This window comes from Tundrisphaera lichenicola, assembly GCF_051175385.1.
Classification (GTDB): domain Bacteria; phylum Planctomycetota; class Planctomycetia; order Isosphaerales; family Isosphaeraceae; genus Tundrisphaera; species Tundrisphaera lichenicola.
In genome coordinates, this window is sequence record NZ_CP195106.1 from 5037443 (window position 1) to 5059450 (window position 22008).

The following is a 22008-nucleotide window of genomic DNA, read 5'->3' on the forward strand; positions in this document are numbered from 1 at the left end:
CGGTCCAAGGTGAAGCACAGGGTGAAATTTGCTATTATGGCAAGGAAATAGGCTCGGCCAGGGATCCCTGAAAGACGTCGAAGTTTGGAAAGGTCGGGACCATGAGGATCATCGCCGGCGAGCGTCGCGGCCATAAATTCGACGGCCCGAGCGATCGGGCAACCCGCCCGACCAGTGACATGGTCCGCGAAGCGATCTTCAATATTCTCGGCGAGTCCGTCGAGGAAATGCTGGTGATCGACCTCTTCGCCGGGACCGGAGCCCTCGGTCTGGAGGCCTTGAGCCGAGGGGCGGCGCGGGCCGTGTTCATCGAACGGAATCGCGAGAATCAAGCCCTGATTCGTCGAAATATCGCCACTCTCCGATATGAAGACAGGGCCAGGGTTGTCATGGCCGATGCTTATCGATGGGGCAAATCGTTCGTGGCCGACGACGCGGAGCCCGTCCTCGTGTTCATCGATCCCCCTTACGCCGACTACCAGGACCATCCCGAACGTGTGACTCGGCTCCTCCAGGGCCTGTCCTCATCGCTCCCGGTCGGTTCGATCATCGCATCCGAGTCGAGCCGAAAGCTCGACGATGAGATCCTTCCCGATCGGGACGACTGGGATATCCGGCGCTATGGGGGGACGCAAATCGCGATCCGGACGATCGAAGCCGCCGAGCATTCCGAACAGTGTCCGACCGTCGAAGGGCCGCCTGATGTCCATGACTGATCCGCGCCGAGAGTTCGCCAAGGAGGTCGTCGTAAGACTGAGGGACGCCGGCTTCGAGGCTCTCTGGGCCGGCGGTTGTGTGCGTGATTTGATCCTGGGTCACGAACCATCCGACTTCGACGTTGCCACCGCCGCCACTCCCGAGCAGGTCATGGGCTTGTTTCGCCGGACCGTACCGGTTGGGATCAGCTTCGGCGTAGTCCGTGTCCAGGGACCCGAGGCTGCCGGCGAGGTCGAGGTTGCGACGTTCCGATCGGACGGTGAATATCGGGATGGTCGTCGTCCCGAGAGTGTCCGATTCGGAGATGCTCGGGTCGACGCCGAGCGTAGGGACTTCACGATCAACGGGATGTTCCTCGACCCGATCAGCGGTGAAATCATCGATTTCGTCGGAGGCCGCGCCGACCTAGACGCGGGGATCCTTCGCGCGATCGGCGATCCCGAGGCCCGTTTCGCCGAGGATAAGCTCCGACTTCTGAGGACGGTCCGGTTCGCCGCCCGCTTCAACCTGGCGATCGAACAGCGAACTTACGAGGCTCTCGTCTCCATGACCGACCAGATCGGCATGGTTGCCGCGGAACGAATAGCGCAGGAACTTCGCCGGATGTTGATCCATCCCACGCGGAGCAAGGCGATGGACCTGGCCATGGAGACGGGCCTGATCGCCGCCATTCTCCCCCCACTCGCGAGAGCCAAAGGCTTGTTTCAGGGTAAGCCGGTCCAGCCGCAGGGCGATCTCTGGGATCATACCAAGCTGGTCCTCGACAACCTCCCGGACAACCCTAGCTTCCCTCTCGCCTTCGCAGCATTGCTGCATGACGTGGGCAAGCCGGAGGCCAAAGGCTTCCAGAACGGGCGAATGACTTTCCATAATCATGAACAGATAGGCCGGGCGATCGCCGATCGGCTCTGCAGGGACCTCAGGCTGGCCAACGCCGAGCGCGAACGTGTGTGTTGGCTGGTGGAATTTCATCAATATCTAGGCGAAGCGATGAAGCTGCGCGAGTCCAAATTGAAGAAGATCCTCGCCGAACCAGGGATCGAGGAACTGCTCGCCCTCCATCGAGCCGACGCACTGGCCACGAACGGGGATACCCAACAAGTCGACTATGCCGAACAGTATCTGAGAGACCAGCCGACCGGCCCGATAAACCCACCGCCGATATTGAATGGGCACGACCTGGCCCGGCACGGCCTTCGACCGGGACCGCAAACCAAGCATCACCTGGAGATGGTCCGGGAAGCCCAGCTCGAGCGGTTGGTCCACAGCAAGAAGGATGCTCTGGAATGGCTCGACCGCCAACTGGCAAACCAGGATGTGAAATCGTCTCAGGCCGATCAGCCTTGAAGATTTGACGAGTACAGACCTGGATGATGGCGATCAAGTCGAGGCAGCGTTGGATCTGCCCCGTACCGGAACCTTAACATGCGTGCGGTGCTTCGAGAATGGGGACTCGCTTCAAGGAGATTGGACTCGATGAGTGGATCGAGGCCCATCAATATCAAGAGCGGCCCCATTCTCGCCCGGTGATTGCGATCAACCCTTGGCATCCGGTGGGATGATGCTGGGAAGCTCTAGGCGGCCGCCTCCGGGGCCTTTCAGCATCTGGTGCTTGGCCTGGGTCACTTGTGAGAGTCCGTGAATCTTGATGAAGCCCTGGGCGGCCGAGGAGTCGTACTGGTCGCCTTCCTCGTACGTGGCCAGCTCGTGGCGATAGAGGCTATGCTCGCTCTTTCGGCCCACGATCATCGCATGGCCCTTGAACAACTTGACCCGGGCCACTCCCGAGACATATTGCTGGTTAGAGACCACGAACGCCATGAGGTCCTGATGGAGGGCGCTGAACCAGAGCCCGTTATAGATCAGGTCGGCATATTGCTGACTGACCAGGGTTTTGAAACGCAGCGATTCCTTGGAGAGCGTGAGGAACTCGATCTCTCGATGGGCCTCGTGGAGGACGATCGCGGCCGGGGCCTCGTAGATCTCTCGAGACTTGATCCCGACGAGGCGGTTCTCGATGTGATCGATCCGGCCGACCCCGTGTCGTCCGGCGATCTTGTTCAACTCCTCGATCAACTCGGCACCATCGAGGGGACGACCGTTGAGTGCGATCGGACGCCCTCGTTCGAACTCGATCTCGACTTCCTCCGGCTCATCCGGGGCATTCCGGGGATCGGTCGTCCACTGGAAAGTCTCGGGCGGCGGTTCGACCCAGGGGTCCTCCAGGATACCGGCCTCGATGGATCGTCCCCAGAGATTCTGGTCGGTGCTGAAGATACTCTTCTTGGTGGCCTCGACCTCGATCCCGTGATCGGCGGCGTACTGGAGTTCCTGGGTCCGGGTCCATTTCCACTCGCGGACCGGGGCGATGATCTTCAGGTGAGGGGCGAGAGTCTGGAACGTCACGTCGAAACGGACCTGGTCGTTCCCTTTGCCGGTGCAGCCGTGCGCCACGGCCACCGCCCCATGTTCCTTCGCGACCCGGACCATGAGCTGCGCGATCAAGGGGCGACCCAGGGCTGTCGCGAGGGGGTACTTCCCCTCATAGAGCGCACCGGCCATCAGCGAGGGAAAGGCGAAGAAGTCGACGAACAGATTTCGAGCGTCCTCGGCGATCGCCTCGACGGCCCCGGTCTTGAGGGCCTTCTCGCGAATCGCGTGGATGTCCTGCCCCTGGCCGAGGTCGCACGTATAGGCGATCACGTCGAGGTTATAGGTCTCGTTGATCCACTTGACGGCGACCGATGTGTCGAGCCCGCCGCTGTAAGCTAGAACCACCTTGTCGCGTGCCACGTTCGTTTCCTTGAGGAGATCGAGAGTCGTCTTCGTGAGTAAGAGTTTTCTCCCTCCCGGATGGAAGAGAGACGTCGGAAATCACGACATCGGCAAGTCGAGCTTAGCGGCTATTCGGCCGGAAGGTCGAACGCTTTTCGGAGATATTCGAGGGCTTCCTGACCACGGTCATGTTCGGTAGCGACATTGATCCGGACCTCGCTCGTATTGATCAGGGCGATGTTAATCCCGCCTTCGGCCAGGGCGGCGAACATCCGAGCGGCGACTCCGGTATGCGTCCTCATCCCCACGCCCAGGACCGAGAGCTTGGCGATGGCGGGGTCGACCGAAAGTTTACCGAGCCCGATCTCGGCGGCGGCCTTCGAGGCCCGATCCACCTCGTGACGGGGGACGGTGAACGAGAGGTGAGTATTGCCCTCGGTGCTCACGTTCTGGACGATCATATCGACGAAGACGTCGGCCTCGGCGATCCTCCGAAACACGGATGCCGCATAGCCCGGCTGGTCGGGTACGTCGAGCAAGGTAATCCGAGCCTGATCTTCGTCCAACTCGACTCCCGAGATCACCAGGTCTTCCATCCCCGCGGCATTGGCGGTCGAAGCTTCGGAGCCGGATCCATTCACAGTCGCCGGTTTCCGGCGCGATGCTCGGGTGGCCGACCAGCTGGAATGCTGTGGAGTAGATGGCAAATCCTCGACGGGCCGCTCCAGTCCGAATGCCTTGTGTACGACCCTAAGGGCCTCGGCCGACTCAGTCCGCGCGATCAGGACGCTGATCTTGATCTCGCTGGTCGTGATCATCTGGATGTTGATCCCGGCCTCAGCAAGGGCAGCAAACATCTCGGTGGCCACTCCGGTATGCGTCCGCATACCCAGGCCGACGACGGAGACCTTGGCGACCTGAGCATCGTGAGTCAGGCCCGAAGCTCCGACCGCGTCTGCCGCCTCTCGGGCCACGACCAGAGTCTGTTCCAGATCATCCTCGGCCACGGTGAAGCTGACTTCGGTCGTCCCGGCCGTGGCGACGTTCTGGACGATCATGTCGACCACGATATTCGCCGAGGCGATCGCCCCGAAAATTCGACGGACCACACCCGGTCGATCGGGAACTCCCAGGATGGTGATCCGCGACTCATCCTTGGCCAGGGCCGCGCCGGTCACGCGGACCCCTAGCCGACGGGCATCCCCTTCGGCGACGATCCACGATCCTTCGTCGGGCTTGAACGAGCTCCGGACGTGGATCGGGACGCCGTACTTCTTGGCGAATTCGATCGATCGAGAGTGCATCACCCCGGCGCCGAGACTGGCCAGTTCGAGCATCTCATCGAAGCTGATCCGGTCGATTTTCCGGGCATCGATCACGACCCGGGGATCGGTCGTATAAACGCCGTCTACGTCCGTGTAGATTTCGCAGGCGTCGGCACCCAGGACGGCGGCCAGGGCCACGGCCGTCGTGTCCGAGCCTCCCCTACCTAGGGTCGTGATGTTGTAGTCATCATCGACGCCCTGGAAGCCGGCGACGATCACGATCTTCCCATCGTTGAGCGCCTGGACCATCCGATCGGTCGAGATGTTTCGGATCCGGGCCTTGGTGTGATAACTATCGGTGACGATACCGATCTGGGCGCCGGTGAAGCTGATCGCGGGGACGCCGAGTGCGTGAATCGCCATGGCCATGAGGGCCACGCTGACCTGCTCGCCGGTGGAGAGCAGCATGTCCATCTCGCGCGAGGGGGGACGTTCGTGGATCTCCTTGGCCAGGACGATCAACTCGTCGGTCGTGTGTCCCCTCGCCGAGACGACCACGAGGACCTTTTCCCCCCGATTGTGGGCCGCGATGGCGCGGCCGGCCGCGGCCAGGATCTTCTTCGAATCGGCGACACTGGTCCCGCCGAACTTCTGAACCAAGAGGGCCACAGGCTAGGCTCCAGCAGTCAACGGACGGATCATGGAGGAAGTTTGGACTCGCCCGGTTCGCCGAGAAATCGCTTCCCAGACCTGGCGTCCTGGTGGTTGAATTATTCGATTTTGAGGAAGGTATTCATCAACTCGAAACCGCGATCGAATAGCGGGCCGGCAGCGGCGAGGGCGGAAACCTCGTCGTACGGATACCCCGATCCGTTGAGCCCCAGACCGGCCATGGCCCAGGGAACCCAGGCTCGGTCGTGGGCCTTGGTTCGGACCAGGGTGGCATGATCGGGCGAGACGAGTATTCGCCCTCCATGGGTTTCGATCGCTCGGCGGATCGGGCCGACAATCTCACGGTCCATTCGCTCCAAGGCCTCAACCTTCGCGTCGGCCCGCCCTTCATGGCTCGCCTCGTCGGGGGCTTCGACGTGGACGCAAACGATGTCGTGGTCCTTCAGGGCTTCGACACCATATCGGCCCTTGGCCGCGTAGTCGGTGTCCAGGTAGCCGGTCGCACCCGGGACGTCGATTCGGTCCCAACCAGCGAGGATACCAACGCCTCGGACGAGGTCGACCGCCGAGATGATCGCACCTTTCAATCCGTGGAGGCCCTGGAATAGGGGGAGATTCGGGGCCATCCCCTGCCCCCAGAGCCAGATCGCATTGGCAGGCGCCTTACCGTGGGCCAGACGCTCGCGATTGATCGGGTGATCGCGAACGACCTCGGCCCCGGAAGCGATCAAATCTCGGAGCAGTTCCGAGCCAGTCCCTCTGGGCAGATAATCGGCAGCGGGTTGGTCGGGCTGATCGTGGGGGGGAGTGGTCCGGGTGTCTTCGGCAAAGGGGGACGGTCTGCCCGCCCCTCGATAGATCATCAGGTTCCGGTAGCTCACACCCGGATGAAACTCGATCTCCGGCCTCCCGAGTCGTTGCTGGAGCGCGTCCATCAGGACCCGCCCTTCCTCGGACGTGATGTGGCCGGCGGTGAAGTCGCTCAGCCGACCATCGCGGATCGTCATCAGGTTGCAGCGGACAGCCCAATCCTCGGGACCGAGTGCAACACCGGCCGCCGCCGCTTCGAGCGGGGCCCGTCCGGTGAAAACCGCTTCAGGGTCATATCCGAAGAGGCTCAGCGTGGCGACGTCGCTCCCGGGGAGGAAGCGATCGGGCACGTTCCTCGATCGGCCCAGGATGCCCGACCGGGCAATGGCGTCCATCTCGGGCGTTCGGGCCGCCTGAAGCGGAGTGAGACCGCCGAGCGACTCGATTGGTTCGTCGGCGGCCCCATCGGGAATCACAATCGCGAATTTGTGCGGCATGGCGGCGCTGGCTTCTCTTCGTCGTGGTCGGATGCGGGACAGGATTCGAGTCGAAGCTCGGTTCGGTCGCGCGGTCGATTTTCATCTTAACGGGTGCCGACCGTGGATTTAAGGGCATTCATCCACGGACCTTTCACGACTCCTCCACTCCAAGGCAGACGCTCGGGGCGGCGACGACGTCGAGTCGATCGATCTCGACCAAGGCTGCTTTCAGATGAGCCTCGACGGCCAGATGAGTCATCATGACCAGAGGGACCGGCGCATCGGGCGGGGCGTCATCCCCGGGATCGTGCTGGATCATACTGGCAATACTGATCTTATGCTCGCCCAGGACCCGGGCAATCGCGGCGATCACGCCGGGACGATCCGCGATCGTATATCGGAGATAGTAGCGGCTTCGGACCCGATCACTCGATAGCAGGACCGGGGCATCCCCCTGGCCGGACCAAAGTTTCAAGGCGCGGAAGGTCAAACCGGCTCGACCCACGATGACGTCGATGATATCGCCTACGACCGCCGAGGCCGTTGGCATGGCCCCTGCCCCTCGTCCATAAAACAAGGTGTCGCCCACCGCGTCGCCGACCACCCGGACCGCGTTGTAAGGCCCCCGGACATCTGCTAGAGGAGTTCCGCGACGGACCAGGCTCGGAGCGACACGAAGCTCCAGGCCCTCGGAGGACAGCTTGGCCAGGGCGAGTAGCTTGACGACGTAACCCAGCTCTGCAGCATAGGTAATGTCCGCAGGTTGGAGCCTGTCAATTCCTTCACGAGGAATCTCGGAGGTCTTCACACCGGAACCGAAGGCGAGCTGTGCCAGGACGGCCAATTTGTGAGCGGTGTCGGTCCCGTCCACATCCATGGTCGGATCGGCTTCGGCGTAACCAAGTTCCTGTGCCCTGGCCAAGGCGGAGCCATAAGACAGTCCGTCGCTCGTCATTGAGGTGAGGATGAAGTTACAGGTTCCGTTAACGATCGCCGCCAGCGACTGGACCTGATTTGCCGCCAGTCCGACCCCGATGGCTTGAATGATCGGGATACCGCCTCCGACGCTCCCCTCGAACGCGATCGCTCGTCCATACTTCCGAGCCTGGGCAAACAGTTCGGGTCCATGCTCGGCCAACATCGCCTTATTGGCGGTTACGACATCCTTGCCGGCTTCGAGAGCTTCCAACAAGTAACCGAGCGTCGGTTGGGTCCCTCCCATGAGCTCGACGACAATCGAGATTTCGGGGTCGTCCAGGACCTTGCGAACGTCTTGGACAATCTTGCGAGGATCGAGCGAGGTTGACCGGGATCGATCCGGGTCGCGGACCACTGCGCACTTCACCTCGACCCGTCGACCCGACCTTCGGGCGATCCGTTCCCCCTGCTCTTCCAGCAACCGAACCACACCCGACCCGACCGTCCCCAGGCCCAGCAATCCGACCGCGACACGTTCCATCCCGCCCCCTCGATTTCGCCGTCAAGATTCAAGAAACCGGTTCGCATCCCATCAAATCAGCGAGCAGACGAAGGAATTCGTCAGGACCGACTGGTCGAACCAGCCCTCAGCTACGGCGATTTCGACATGGTAAAGCACTTCGGAAGATTGTTCGATCGCAATCCCATTCAGATCGAGAAATGTTAACTCCGAAGCCAGGCAAGCCCAATTCATGATTTGTGATCGAATCGCGGTAATCGAGATACGCCTTCGAAACGCTTCTTCTACCGATCGAGCCAAAGTTCGAGCTGATCGAAGATCTTGTCTCTTCGCTCAAAGGATGGCCAGCGCTCCCCGTGTCACCCCATACTTGCCGGTGGCCTTGAGGTCGCGCCAGAGGAGTTTCGGGTCTCGAAGGCCAGTCAGGGCATCGGCATAAAGTCCGATGGTCCGGGAAACTGCTTCGGGAGAGTCGTCGAGAAACTCGATCCGAAGATGTCCAGCCCCTCGCCCGATCAGCCGAGGGAGATATTCCGCGGCGGTTTGGGGGACCGCGTTGAATAGAGTATTCCGACAGCCGACATCGGCCTTGAGTGGGTGATCCATCCCGACTCGATCACGGAGCTTGACGTCGTGATGATCGCAGGGACGTCCGCAATTTGTCTTGTCGGTCCCCGGCGAAAGGAAAGCGCAGAAGACGCAATGCTCCATGTGAAACATGGGAATTTGCTGGTGAATGACGATCTCGAGCCAGTTCGGCGGGACCGCCTGGAGGAGGTCGTCGAGTTGCTCGAAGCTAAGGTCATACGAGGCTGTGACCCTCTTTGCCCCACGCCCCTGATAGTAGGCGACCGCTAGTTCATTAGCCGCGTTGAGGGCAAAATCCGCCACGAAGGGGATCCCGTGATCGACGCAATAAAGGAGCCCGCCGGCATTCCGGATGAGCATCCCGTCGGCCCCCTGGTTGGCCAGATATCGAAAGATGTTGGACTCTCCCGGCTTCTGAATCCTGGGAGTTGCCAGGTAGATCGTCACTCCCGGAACCGCCTTCGACGCGGAGACGGCTTCCTTGTACCCCTTGATTTCTTGATAATCGGCGTAGATCGTCCGGATCCCGGCCGCAATCGCCGCCTCGATCTGGCCGGTCGTTCGACAGAGTGCTGATAACTGGGGATTCGCTTCGATTCCTGGAAATTTGGGTATCGACGGTCGAAGTTCGGGGAGTACGGGAGAGTCGGAGATGGCTCGCTGCTTCTTCGGTGGTGATGCGTCAAGTTGATCAACCAGTTCTCGACGGAGAGCGTTCAGAACGCTCCTCGGGACCATCGGCTCCCCTTCGATCTCGGCTTCGAAGGCGGCTAGCTTGTAGATCGATCCACCCAGACGACCTACCTGGACATGGAGGTCTTCCCGCGTCGCGGGCCGGTTCTCGGCGCGAGCCATCGGCGATTCGGTGAACACCTCGGCACACGCCCCATTGGAAGCCTGGCCCATCAATCGAAGAGGCTCGCCGACCACGGCTCGAAGCTTGAGATTCAGGAAGACCTTGCGATGAGGAGGACCCTCGAACGACTGCCGAAGTCGGCGAGTCAACTCCGGATCATCGGTCTTCCAGGCCCGCTGGCCGGGCCGGACTTGGCGGAGATCCATATCTCGACGGCCGAAGCCCAGTTCCGCCATGCCGGCTAGAAGTCCCTCCGGACCGACTGGGGTCTGGTTTCGGTCGGGTCGTCTCGGGTCGACGCGGGCCACTTCGTAGATTCGCCCCCCCTGCTCAGGGAGGTGGGTCTCTTCGTCACCATCGAAGACTAACCCGTCGCCTGGTTTCACGGGAGCGGCCAGGTCGATCCGAACTCGCGAGCCCACGACCGAGGCAACCTCGCCGACGAAGACTCCTCTTTTCTTGGCATAGTCGCCCCGGACGAGTACCTTGTGATTATTTCCATCGAAGAAGCCGTGACTGAACCCTCGGGAGAAGGAAAGCTCCATCTCCTGAATTTCTCGACGCTCGAAGGCGAAGGTTCTTCCGGCAACGGCCTCGTCGATCGCTTTCCGGTAGTGGCGGGTGATGTTCGCCACATATTCGGGAGTCTTCAGCCGACCCTCGATCTTCAAGCTGGCGACGCCTAGCTTGACCAGTTGAGGGATGAGATCGAATGCGGCAAGGTCTTGCGGACTCAGGAGGTACTTGATGTCGCGTAGATCCTGAAGCACGCCATCGGAAACGATCTCATAAGGAAGGCGGCAGGCCTGGGCACACTCGCCACGATTGGCCGATCGTCCACCGAGAGCTTCGCTCGTCAGGCATTGTCCGGAATAGGCGACACAGAGTGCCCCGTGGACGAATACCTCGATTGGAAGCTCCGACTCCTCGCGAATTCGGGCGATTTCCCTAAGAGAAAGTTCTCGGGCGAGGATGACTCTCGAACAGCCGAGTTCGCGGGCCAGTCGGACGCCTTCAGCTCCGGTGACCGACATCTGGGTCGAGGCGTGAATTTCGAGGTCGGGTGTTACCGCCCGGATCAGTCGGGCTAAACCGACGTCCTGGACGATCAGGGCATCGACCCCCGACTCGGCCACTTGTCGGATTGTAGCCTCAAGATCGGCCAGTTCTCCGGGGAAGGCTAGGGTGTTGAGCGTGACGTAACCCTTGACGCCTCGCCGATGGAGAAGGGTCATGACCTCGGGTAGCTCGGAGGGATCGAAATTCACGGCCCGTGCCCGGGCATTATGTCCCCTGAGTCCGAAATAAATCGCGTCGGCCCCGTTCTCGATCGCCGCGATTAGGCATGTCCTGTCACCGGCCGGGGCGAGCAATTCGGGCGAGGTGAGGCCCGGTAGCGATTCGATCGAGGTCACTTCAGCGGTGGACAAGGGAGGGCCTTCCGGGACGGAGTCGATCGAAGCGGTTCATCAACTTTTATTATCCGGGTGGGGGGACTCCGGGACAAGTCGATCTGGAATCGTCGCCGCCAGGAGTGGTTTCTCGATTGGCCGGAAATTCGACGTTGACAGCCCGACCAGTCGCGGTTTTAATCACCACCGCTCCGCACCGGTACACCGAAGACGGTGGACCGGATGTCAGATCCGACGCTCCCTCAGGGATTGAGGGGGGCAGCGTTAGAGGAGCAGGTAACAACGGAACGGATTCCGGATGGCCCACACACCCATCTTGGACGACACCCTCGATTGACCCGATGTCCAATCGACCCGATTCTCCCGGATCGGAGTTCCTGAGTCGCCTCGTCGTCAGAACCGCCTTTGATTGACCTCGAACTTCCGGCGCCCGGAGGGCGTTCCCTCGGTACCTCGTGGATCGTCCACGCGATTGGCCGAGTCCGGATCAGTTCGGATGAGTCGGACCATTTGTCTTCGCGCCGAGTTTCGCAGCTTACCGTCGGCGAGAGCCCTCACCCGGGCAAGAACCGTTCGACGGCTGGTTACAAGGATGAACCTCCCATGCAACGGATGCTCCGCCCCGCCCTGACTATCGGACTGATTCTGCTCTCCTTCTCGACGAAGGCGCACTCCTCGCTGATCCGGCCCAACGATACCCGGGCCTATCCCGACATCACGGCCTTTGCCAACGGATTTCAGACCTACAGTTACAATCCGGCCTCGAATTCCGGAGTCTTTCAACTCTCGAACGTCCCGTTCTGGATCACTCAGGGTAAGGCGGCGGACGGGACCTTCGACGAATCGGGCGTCGCACCGACCGACGATAACATGAAAATTCAGACCGTCACGGCGGTCCTCGACTCCAATGGCAACCTGATCGACAGCCCGCTGAATAACTTCCAACTCTTCGGGAAGGTCGTGGTTGGTGGCCAGACCTATAGCGGACTTCTGCTCTCGGGCACCCCGACGGGATTCGGGTCGCTCTCGCTCAAGCCCGGCACCTCGAACGAAGACATCTACGACATGACCCTGAAGATCACGGGAGGATCGATGGCCTCGCTCTACGGTCAAGACGCGTATATTCGCGTCACGACCGAAGCGAACAGCTCGTTCAATGGGGTGTTCAACAGCGACTTCTCCAGTGAGAAGGTGCTGACGAACGTCCACCCGATCTCTTCGATTATCCCGAGCCCGATTCCCGAGCCAACCGCCCTGGTGGTCTTCCTTGCCTGCGGCGCGGGATTGTTCTATCGGGGTCGGCGTCGAATCGCCTTGCAAGATCTGGAAGCCTGATCGACCCTATCGTAGTCATTCCGAAATCGAATCCCTCGCCCGGACTAGTTCCGGGCGATCCCGATTCGCCTTAAGGAATAGGCCTGGAATAACTTCCCGGTCTCACCTCGGCACGGGCACGGTCCTGTAGTTCCACGTCGGCAGGAACTCGTCGAAGTTGATCCTCTGATCGACTCCTTGAACCCCGGCGACATAGCACTGGAGATAAAGGGTGTTTGCGGGTGCCACTGGCCTTTGCCAGTGTCCGGGCCGGGAAGAGCACTGGAAAGCCTTTGGCACCCGCAAATATTCCCGCGCGCTAACGCCGGCGTCGCCGAACCGCCAGCGATAACAGCCCGCCGACGCCCATCAGCGCCAAAGTCGAGGGCTCCGGTACCGGGTTGATCGACAGCGGGTTTCCCAGCACGTTGAAGGCAACATCGTAGTTATTGAAACTAAGCTGCATGGTCCCGGCCGGGCCGTCCTGGTAGGCCACCTTGTTCCCCGTCAAATAGTCGGAGAATTCCCAAGTCCACACAACATTCGTCGTCGGGTCGCTCTCGACCACCGACAGCCAGGTCTTCGCCCCGGCCACGATGCTCAACGGCGCCGCTAGTGCAACCTCGTATGTGAACACCGGGTAATTCAGATTGGGGGAGATCCCGATCTGCGTGCCCGTCAGGGAGAAGTCCTGGCCCATCAGGAGCTCGCCTGGAAGCCCCCCCTGGTCGGCATACAGCCCGACGAAGAAGCTCACGGGCCCCGTCGTCAGAACGGTCGTCTGCTGGTAGACCCCGCTCCACTGCAGCCCGGTGATCTGGGCCCCCGTCGCCAGCGTGAAGTCATCATAAATCACCTGATCGCCGGCGTTACTGTTGAGCCCGGGCATGAAAGAGTCAGAGCCGAGCCGGGGCTGCTCGTACAGGACGTCTGCCCCAGCATCCGTCGCGCTTAGGCCGATCATCAGTCCGGCACAGGCTAGTGCCGCACGCCATCCTGAAAGGGTCCCCATCGTCATGGTCTCTCCGAGTTGATACACCACGTCCGCCGCTTGACAGTTCGGCCGAACGCCGCTATTGCAAAGCATATGGTCAGTTGCGTCAAGGCGCGCGGAGTGTCCCGTTGCCGCAGTGCACCATCCAGGACTCGGTCGGGGTCGTTCGGCAGTACTTCCGGAATCTGGGGTGTCGAGTCTTTCGGGCGCCGGGTGCCACTGGCTGTGTCGGTGTCCGCACATTGAAGAGCACCGGCACAGCCAGTGGCACCCGGCGACGTTTCGTTGGCCGGGTGGTAATTCCCCCTCATCCTGCCTTGGGCCACCTCTTCCTTCAGGGGAGAAGGCTTGCGAGACGAGCCCTATCTGCAGGCCAATCCGACCTCAAGCCACCCCGCCCCGCATCCGACTATCCCCCCGCCCCGCCCGGATCAGCGCAAACCCGACCGTTAGGAAGACGACCCCGCTGACCAGGAACGCGATGTCGTAAGTTAGGTGGTCGGGGCGCTCGACGACTTGGTGGATGTTGAGGATGTGGTGGTCGATGACCCCCTCGACCCCGTTGAACACGCCCCAGCTCGCGACCAGCGAGCCGACGAACGTGCGCCCGAGCACGGCACGTCCGGCCGTCCCCCAGCCCGTCTAACATCGGGAAGTTATTCCCGGCCTTTTCCGAAGCTCCTCCACAACCCAATCTCAGTCCGCAAGGAACGTGGCCGAGAGTTTGCCGAGGGCTTCGTTCTCGATCTGCCGGACTCGCTCGCGGGTCAGACCCAATGATTCTCCGATTTCTTTCAGAGTTTTCGGTGGCGCGTCGTTCAGCCCGAATCGCATCCGGAGGACTGTTGCTTCTCGCTTGTCCATCTCCTCGAGCCGGTGCATGACGAGCTTGAGGTTATCCGCCTCGACCATCACCACGTCAGGAGCCTTGACCCGCTCGTCCATCAACATCTCGCCCAGACTCCAGCCGTTCTCGGGCTGATCGCTCTGCGGGACGAGGTTGTAGACCTTGATGGCCTTCTTGACGATGGCCAGCTTCTTCTTGGGAAGCTCGAGGGCTTTCGCGATCTCGTCTACGGTGGCGGGCCGTTTCAGTTGATCTTGAAGGTCGGCGGCCATCCGACGCCATTTGCAGAGCAACTCGACCATGTAGGCCGGGATCCGGATCGGCTTGGCCGTATTGACCAGCGCCCGCTTGATCGACTGCTTGATCCAGTAGCTGGCGTAGGTACTGAATCGGGTCCCGACATTGGGGTCGAAACCTTCGACGGCCCTGAGAAGCCCCAGGTTTCCTTCCTCGATCAGGTCCTGGAGGGCCAGGCCCTTACCGACATAGCCCCTGGCGATGTTCACGACGAGCCGAAGATTGGCTCGGACCATTCGATCACGGGCCGCTCGGTCTCCTTCGGCGATCCTTCGGGCGAGCATCTTTTCCTCGTCCGCGTTCAGGAGCGCCGTCTCGTTGATCTCCCTGAGGTAGGTTTCCAGGGGACTCTGCACCGTGTCTCGGCGGTGTCGGCGTATACGGGCCATGTAGATCCTCGTCGTCGGTCGTTCGGGAGTGGGTCCGCCCCGGGGGGGATGAATTGATCTGGCCAGACCGGGGTTCGGGGGCGTTCCCCGTCGCTCAAAAGCGAGCCGTCCGCTCCACGTCGGGCCGCATGATCCGTGATAGATGACGACACACCGAGTCCGACGGCCTCCGCCGCCACTACCGGTATCTCTGAACTCCGGAGAGATCGGGAGAGTGATCGAGATGCGTGTTCCGAGAAATCAGAGCATCCCTCCTGGCGGAAGGGGCCATCTCAATCAGAAGGCCCAGGGCGGGCACACGTCTCTCTCCCAATGCCATTGGATATCGGAAGTAAAGGCGGGGAACTTAAGTAGGTCTGGAGATATGGGAGTTGTAGCTTATTTGAGTAATATGCCGAATATCGCGATCGCGCCGATTAGGGCGACTGAGCAGGAAGGTGCATGACAAAATCATCGAACCAAAACGGAACGACCCCTCGTTCCCCATGCTGGGAGTGGAGGTCGTCCCGATTCCTCGCGACAACTTGAGGAGAAATTTTCCCGATCTCTATCAAGAGATTCGACTTCGATCGATATTATTTCGGCGAAACTAGCCGACGATCGATTTTCTGAAACTCAACCACGATTATGGACATCTAGAAAATGTCCTCAGGGTGAGGGGACTTCGATTCGACCTAATCCAGGCATCTTCCCGGCCGTGGTCGCCCCAATACTGCTTGAGGAAAACGAGGGCCATGCTCGGAGTGGATCACTAGATGGACATCCGCAGCCCGGCCCTTCAGGACCATTTCCCTCAAGCCATCATCTCGCTCTCCGGGCTCTCGCGCAACACCTCTCGCATGGACACGCCCGGCCTCTCCAAGTCGACCCCTTCAAGGAGAATCTCTGCGGCCGCCGCGCCGAGCACCCGCTCTCGATCGTCAGCCTCCTGGAGGAGAACTGGCCGATGGGCGACCATATCTCGGACGGGAATGTCCGAACTTTCCTCGCAAGGAGCTGCAGTCCATCTATGTTGATTCAGGGTTTGGAGCGACTCGACAACCCGGCTCTCGGAAATGCAGTCATCACGAACCTTGAGGAGTCCACCCCGGTATTTCCCGGAATTCAGGGCTTCGGTGAGTCTTTAAGCTTCTTCACTTCGGGTTCCGGCACCGTCGATACCTTGCCCTCATCACCATTCAAGATGGAGAGTTCGAGCTTGGCTCGAGTGCAAAGATCGGCCACCTCCGGATAGGCATCGAACCGGGTTAGTATATCGTTCAGAATCTCACGAGCATATTTTTGGGCTGTTTCATTATTCGCCAATTGATCGGGAATTGCCGCCTTTTCCAGGAGTCCAATCACGGTCTCGCGCCTGAGCCGGATCGCCGTCGCAAGTTCATCGGCTCTGGACTGGGCCAACAAGATCCAACCTCGATTCTCGCGACCTTCCCCTGTCAGTTGCTTGGCCATATCACGCCAGAGCACTTCCGCATCACCATCGTGATGGCGCTTGACGGCGGCTGTGGCCTCCTCGAATGTGTGTACGTAGAGGGCTTCCGCCTCATTTTTTGGTTTGCTGAATGCGGCCAGATTCGGTTTCTCGAGGATCTCGGCGCGTCGCTGGATGTCCCGGAGGTCGAGTCGATCCCGCCAGGCCTCGGTCTGCTCCTTGTAAGCGTGAAGCGGGAAGCGAGTTTCCAAAGGATCGAGATACTCATCTCGGGCCCGAACCCAATCGAGGGGATCGTCCGAGGCCATGAGCGACTCGGCTTTCCGGTAAAGGTAATTCGCGCCGGGAGGCCAGGCCAGGTAGGCGATCGTACCGGAGACCAGGACCAAGCCCGCCAGCAAACCGATCGTTTCAAGCCGAATCCCGAACCTCGACTGCTTGATCTTCTTCTTGATGCGGGTCGGTCGAGGTCCGACCGAGTCGGTAAGGATCTCGGCTCGCTGGGGCATCGAGGCGGCTGTGCCGGGCTCGGGCCAGACCATCGGGATCGATACCTTCTTGTTCGCCTTCTCCAGGAGACCTCGGAGGATCTGACCGACGGCCGTGGCATCCCAGGGTCGATCGGTGGGCGATTTGGCCATGAGGCTGACGACGAGGTCGTCGAGGGCCTTGGGAATTTCCTCGACCTTGCGACTGGGCCGTGGAGGAGGCTCGTTGATGTGCATGTGCATCATCACCACCGCCGACGAGCCGCTAAATGGAGTATCGCCCGTGAGCATCTGATAGAAGACAGCCCCGAGGGCGTAAAGATCGGTCTTATGGCTGATCTCGGGCGTCCCTCGGATCTGCTCGGGGGCCATATAGGCCGCAGTTCCGAGCGTCCTGCCCGTCCCCGTAAGGGCAGTCCGGTCAAGAACCTTCGCAATTCCGAAATCGGCGAGCTTGAGCTGACCCCTGTCGTTGAGCATCAAGTTGGACGGCTTGAGGTCGCGGTGAAAGACGCCCCGGTCGTGGGCATATTGCAGGGCGTCGCAGAGCTGGACCCCGAGTTCCGCGACCTTTCGCCAGGGGAATACCCCCTTATCGCGCAGGACTTTATCGAGTGTCGGCCCAGAGACGTACTCCATCGCGTAGTAATACGTCCCGGCGGATCGACCTCTGGCGATATATCGGACGATATTGGGGTGTCGGAACTGCTCCAGGATCTCGGCCTCGCGTTCGAAACGCTGGAAGGCCTTCCCTTTACCGATCTGATCGGCGGCGATGACCTTGATGGCCACCTTTCGCTCTTTCCCTTCCTGAACCCCTCGATAGACAACGCCCATCGCGCCGGAGCCCAGTTCGGCCTCGATCCGGAATGATCCCAGTTTCTGGCCGATCATGGTCACTTCCTTGGGAGCATTCGGCGACGACGGATGGCGTGAATCGGGCTCGGAGGTGAATTTCCCTAACCCAATTGCCTCTTGACCGTTCCCGTTAGGATTCGGGGAAATTCCAATTTCAAGAGTTCTGATCCAAGATCAGAACTCGCAACCGGAGATCTTTCTCATCCGAGCGAGACGGCCTTCTAGGAGCGTGGCATCTGGCATGACAAACCGCCCGCAGCCGGCAAATAACTATTCTGGACGTAATCCATGACCATCCGATCGGCATTGAACCGCCAGGCCAGCGACCGGAGAGCTGACTTTTGCCGGGCGATCCACCCTCGCGGAAGGCCGAACGAGTCGCGATCGTAGAAGAGGGGTACAACCTCGTTGGTCAAGGTCGCTATCAACGAATTGTGATCTCGCTCATCCTGCACTGAGGGGACCGAGTGCGACAATCCCGTGCCGATGGCGAACCCATTCGTTCCATCATAGGCCTCGGCCCACCAGCCGTCGAGGATCGAGAAGTTCAACGCTCCATTGAGCAATGCCTTCTCACCGGATGTGCCGCTAGCTTCCTGGGGCCGTCGCGGATTGTTGAGCCAGACGTCAACTCCCTGGACGAGGTGCCGAGCGACGTTCATGTCGTAGTCTTCGACGAAAACCAGCTTCTGTTCAAGCCGCGCGTCGCGGGTCAGCTTGACGATGCCCTGGATTAGCTCCTTGCCGAAGTGGTCTTCGGGGTGGGCCTTCCCCGCGAAGATGAACTGGATCGGCCGAGCTGAGCCGTTGACCAACTCGACCAGCCGCTCGACATCCTTCAGGACCAGTCCGGCCCGCTTGTAAGTGGCAAATCGTCGGGCGAAGCCGATGGTCAGCGTGTCGAGCCCGAGAGCGGTCGAGGCCCGATAGATCGCCTCTTGCCCCTCACCTCGACGAGTGGCCTGCGCGACCAACCTCCGTCGCACGAACTCGATGAGCGCGGCTTTGAGAACCTGCTGAGTTTCCCAGAACTCGGCGTCGTCGATATCCTTGATATTGGCCCAAATCTCAGGATCGCTCATCGATCGAAGCCAGGCCGGTCCGAGATGTCGATCGAAGAGTTGGTGCATCTGGGGTGCGACCCAACTGCGGACATGGACCCCGTTGGTGATGTGCCCGATCGGGACTTCTTCTTCCGTCCGATTGGGATAGAGCGGATGCCACATCTGTCGAGAGACCTGGCCATGAAGGGCACTCACGCCATTCGCGTGTCGGTCGAGCTTCAGGGCCAGGACCGTCATGCAGAATGGCTCATTGGTATCGGTGGTATGCACCCGACCCAGGCCCATGAAATCGTCATAGGAGAGATGGAGCGACTCGCGGAGTTTGCCCAGGTGCTCCTCGACGAGTGCTGCGGGGAATCGGTCGTGACCGGCGGCCACCGGGGTATGCGTGGTGAATACGGTCATCTTGGCGACGTCGCGAGCCGCCTCGCCGAAAGGCAAACCTTCAGAATCCATCAGCGACCGAATCATCTCGAGTCCGGCGAACGCGCTATGGCCTTCGTTCAAGTGAAGGACGGAAGGATTGATGCCGAATGCCTTGACTGCCTTGACTCCACCAACACCGAGCAGCAGTTCCTGCCGGATTCGGACCCGGGCATCTCCACCATAGAGCCGAGAGGTCAGCGCCCGATCTGATTCGGAATTCTCATCGACCTTCGAATCGAGTAGGAGGAGCGAGGTCCGACCCACCCAGGCCCTCCAGACCCTGGCGTGAAGGACGCCCACGCCGGTCTCGATCGAGATCCGGATCGGGACTCCGTCCGGCCCTCGTGCTGGCTCGATCGGTAGTAGGTCGGGGTTGTTGTTCGAGTAGGTTTCTTGTTGCCAACCCGCAGCATCGAGCGACTGACGAAAATACCCTTCCGCATACAGGAGTCCGATACCGATGAGAGGGATCCCGAGGTCGCTGGCACTCTTCAGGTGATCGCCCGCCAGGACTCCCAACCCTCCCGAATAGATCGGCAAGCTTTCGTGGAGTCCAAACTCGGCGGAGAAGTAGGCCACCGGGCGGGCTCGGAGAGGGGAGGCGTGGACCAGCCCCCAGGAATCGGTATTTTTAAGGTATTCGGAAAGTCGACGAAATGCGTAATCGACCCGCGAGTGAAGAGCTCCGGCATCGGTCAAACGCTGGAAGTCTTCGGGGGGAATCTTCTTGAGAAATTCGATCGGGTTGTGATCGGTGGCACGCCAGAGAACCGGGTCGAGTTCGCGGAACAAGCTGACGACATTGGGCTGCCAGGTCCACCAGAGGTTGCGGGCGAGTTCTCGTAGCTTGTCCTCGACTTTCGCCTGTCCGACCATGCCGTTTCCCCAATATCAATGATGAAAGGCCAACCGACCGGCCAAGTCACGCCAATCGCTCGTGGACTCAAGCCGGATAGTATGGCGAGTTTCGTCGAAATTGCCAGACCTTGCCTCTTCGCGTGAAGTGGCAACTCGGTGCTCGGCTCATCATTAGAGTAGAACCCACATGGCAGGTATGCCTCGTGGAAGATCAGGCAGATAATCCGGATCGTGATAGCCGAGAGGTCGAGTGTCGTTCGGCGGATCGAGCGGCGAGGACGTCGGATGAACGAAGCAGGGCGCGACCCAGAGGCCCTCCATCGGCTCAAGATCCATGAGCAAACGAACGAGTCGAACGTCGGATATTGGTCGAATCCGGAGGTAGGGATGCCTCGTCTTTCGATCGCGAGCTAGTGAAAGAACAGGTTCTTGCAAGGCGGAGATCGTGTGTAATCGCGCTTGATTCGGAGGAAGAATGAATGGCTCAAGAATTGCACTGTCTGGTCAATCGCGCCTGAGTAGTCGAATTCAACTCTGATTTCAGATGGCGATGTGGAGTGAAACAACCATGGCCAGAAACGAGCCTGGGCTTCTTGGGGCGGTGTCCGCGGCGACCACAAATCTCGATCCTGTGGTCGCTTCGAATTCATCCGGTGAAACACCAGTCGATCCATCCGGAAATTTCAGGGAACCCGAGCCTCTCTATCCCCAAGGCGTCCCGAATCCACAAGGGACCGTGACGCCGACGATCCAAAGAGATGCGCCCATGTCACAATCCAATCTGGCCGGAAATTCAGAGAACCATGGCGAATCGGGCGTCGAGGGAGAGGTCTTGGTCTGGGAAACCACCTACTCGATGAAGAATTTCGTCGGGCGTATCGTCGGCATGACGCTCTTGTCGCTCGCCTGGACCGCGTTCGCGATTTATACCTGGGGGATGGGTCACGAGAATCATTCCTCATTGACCTGGGCCGCCGGAGCGCTCCTGGCAATTCTCTGGGTGTCTCTCATGACTCGCCTTCTGAGAGCCCGCTTCAGCCATTATTACCGACTCACGAACCGGCGACTGTTCGTCTCAACCGGGATCTTCAATCGCCGACGCGACATGATGGAATTGTTGAGTGTGAAGGATGTCTTCACCCGACAGCAAAGTTTGACGGATCGATGGCTCGAACTCGGAACCGTCGTTGTTGTGCCGAACGAGAAGGAAACTCCCACCTTTTATCTACCGGGCGTCGAAGACCCGAAGCAGGTCATGGATCTCATCTGGCATCAGTCGCGAACGGAACGCGATCATCGGACGATCAAGGTCGACAGCGTGTAGAAAGCTCCATGAAGCTTCGAGAGGGTTGCCCGGATCGGTCGCTCCTCTTAGACTGAATGCGTCTCGTAACCAGGAAGTTGTCGAGGATCACCGACGCATGCCTACCGTGACCGTTGAGGGCGAGAAGTCGTTCGAGGTTGAGGCTGGGACGAAACTCGTCCTCGCCATCGAAGACTCGGGAATTGACATCCTCCACAAATGTGGCGGTAACGCCCGATGCACCACCTGCCGTGTCCAGGTACTCGCGGGTGATCTCGCGCCTCTGGGCGATCTGGAGCGGGAGCGACTGGCCCGGGAGGCATCTTTTGGCCCAGATATCCGGCTTTCTTGCCAGGTGAGGGTCGAGTCCGACCTGACGATCCGGGTGCTCGGGCGTGTCGGAGATTCCGGGATTCCCGCCGGTGCCAGGCCGATCGACTGATTAAGTCGATGCGACCTTCTGGCAGCTTGAGTCATGCGGCATGGAACGGAAACGGCGACCTTTAAGGTCGCCGGAAACGTTTATCGACCTTGATTCTAGCCCTCGCCCGATCTATCCGAGACGAGAAAACCTGATTCATACAGGATCAACGCTGGGCTTCGCTGCACTTCTTGCAACGGAAGGCCCGCTTCCGGATCGATCCCCCGCAACGCTTGCAGGTATGATTCTTGGATTGACGACTCTTCTTTTTGCGGGGTCGAAATGGCACGAGTCACCTCGAAGAA

At 60.3% G+C, this 22008-nt stretch carries 15 protein-coding genes; 5 read left to right on the plus strand and 10 right to left on the minus strand.

All coding sequences use genetic code 11. The annotated features are described in order from the left end of the window. Window positions 1–101 precede the first annotated feature (101 nt). Entirely contained in the window at window positions 102–716 is a 615-nt protein-coding gene (gene rsmD, locus P12x_RS19685; protein WP_435006349.1) for a 16S rRNA (guanine(966)-N(2))-methyltransferase RsmD, read from the plus strand. After that, a complete protein-coding gene (locus tag P12x_RS19690; RefSeq protein ID WP_435006351.1) occupies window positions 703–2064 on the plus strand; it encodes a CCA tRNA nucleotidyltransferase in 1362 nt (453 codons plus the stop codon). The genes rsmD and P12x_RS19690 overlap by 14 nt, the downstream gene beginning before the upstream one ends. Before the next feature lie 189 nt (window positions 2065–2253). Here the strand turns inward: P12x_RS19690 and P12x_RS19695 are convergent, their stop codons facing one another. The 5 genes from P12x_RS19695 to P12x_RS19715 all read right to left on the minus strand — a co-directional run bounded on the left by P12x_RS19695 (window position 2254) and on the right by P12x_RS19715 (window position 11030). Then, window positions 2254–3510: an argininosuccinate synthase gene (locus tag P12x_RS19695; RefSeq protein WP_435006352.1), complete on the minus strand. Its 1257-nt coding sequence runs from the start codon at window positions 3508–3510 to the stop codon at window positions 2254–2256. A 110-nt stretch (window positions 3511–3620) separates the two neighbouring features. Then, entirely contained in the window at window positions 3621–5426 is a 1806-nt protein-coding gene (locus P12x_RS19700) for an aspartate kinase (RefSeq protein ID WP_435006353.1), read from the minus strand. Window positions 5427–5527: 101 nt separating this feature from the next. Then, the gene (locus tag P12x_RS19705) at window positions 5528–6736 is read right to left on the minus strand and encodes a cofactor-independent phosphoglycerate mutase (protein WP_435006355.1); all 1209 of its coding nucleotides are present in this window, start codon (window positions 6734–6736) and stop codon (window positions 5528–5530) included. Between the two features lie 133 nt (window positions 6737–6869). Next, window positions 6870–8177 carry a homoserine dehydrogenase gene (locus P12x_RS19710; protein ID WP_435006356.1) on the minus strand — a complete coding sequence of 436 codons (1308 nt, stop codon included), beginning with the start codon at window positions 8175–8177 and terminating at the stop codon, window positions 6870–6872. A 312-nt stretch (window positions 8178–8489) separates the two neighbouring features. Then, the gene (locus P12x_RS19715) at window positions 8490–11030 is read right to left on the minus strand and encodes a DUF3656 domain-containing U32 family peptidase (protein ID WP_435006358.1); all 2541 of its coding nucleotides are present in this window, start codon (window positions 11028–11030) and stop codon (window positions 8490–8492) included. 585 nt (window positions 11031–11615) lie between these two features. Here P12x_RS19715 and P12x_RS19720 point away from each other — a divergent pair. After that, a complete protein-coding gene (locus P12x_RS19720) occupies window positions 11616–12347 on the plus strand; it encodes a hypothetical protein (protein WP_435006359.1) in 732 nt (243 codons plus the stop codon). Window positions 12348–12645: 298 nt separating this feature from the next. On the opposite strand, the gene P12x_RS19725 is transcribed toward P12x_RS19720, so the two are convergent. The 5 genes from P12x_RS19725 to glgP form a co-directional block, all read right to left on the minus strand. After that, window positions 12646–13344 (minus strand): PEP-CTERM sorting domain-containing protein, encoded by a 699-nt coding sequence (locus tag P12x_RS19725; protein WP_435006361.1) that lies wholly within the window; start codon window positions 13342–13344, stop codon window positions 12646–12648. A 360-nt stretch (window positions 13345–13704) separates the two neighbouring features. Continuing rightward, complete coding sequence (locus P12x_RS19730; protein ID WP_435006363.1) at window positions 13705–13935, minus strand: DUF2243 domain-containing protein; 231 nt, start codon at window positions 13933–13935, stop codon at window positions 13705–13707. Between the two features lie 81 nt (window positions 13936–14016). Beyond that, on the minus strand, window positions 14017–14853 hold the full coding sequence (locus tag P12x_RS19735) for a sigma-70 family RNA polymerase sigma factor (protein WP_435006364.1): 837 nt from the start codon (window positions 14851–14853) through the stop codon (window positions 14017–14019). A gap of 1104 nt (window positions 14854–15957) precedes the next feature. Beyond that, window positions 15958–17667, minus strand: coding sequence for a serine/threonine protein kinase (locus P12x_RS19740; protein ID WP_435006365.1), 1710 nt, complete (start codon window positions 17665–17667; stop codon window positions 15958–15960). Between the two features lie 185 nt (window positions 17668–17852). After that, window positions 17853–19997, minus strand: a complete 2145-nt coding sequence (gene glgP, locus P12x_RS19745; RefSeq protein WP_435006367.1) for an alpha-glucan family phosphorylase — start codon at window positions 19995–19997, stop codon at window positions 17853–17855. A 550-nt stretch (window positions 19998–20547) separates the two neighbouring features. On the opposite strand from glgP, the gene P12x_RS19750 reads away from it, so the two are divergent. Next, entirely contained in the window at window positions 20548–21303 is a 756-nt protein-coding gene (locus P12x_RS19750) for a PH domain-containing protein (protein ID WP_435006368.1), read from the plus strand. A gap of 97 nt (window positions 21304–21400) precedes the next feature. Next, a complete protein-coding gene (locus P12x_RS19755) occupies window positions 21401–21724 on the plus strand; it encodes a 2Fe-2S iron-sulfur cluster-binding protein (RefSeq protein ID WP_435006370.1) in 324 nt (107 codons plus the stop codon). Window positions 21725–22008 lie beyond the last annotated feature (284 nt).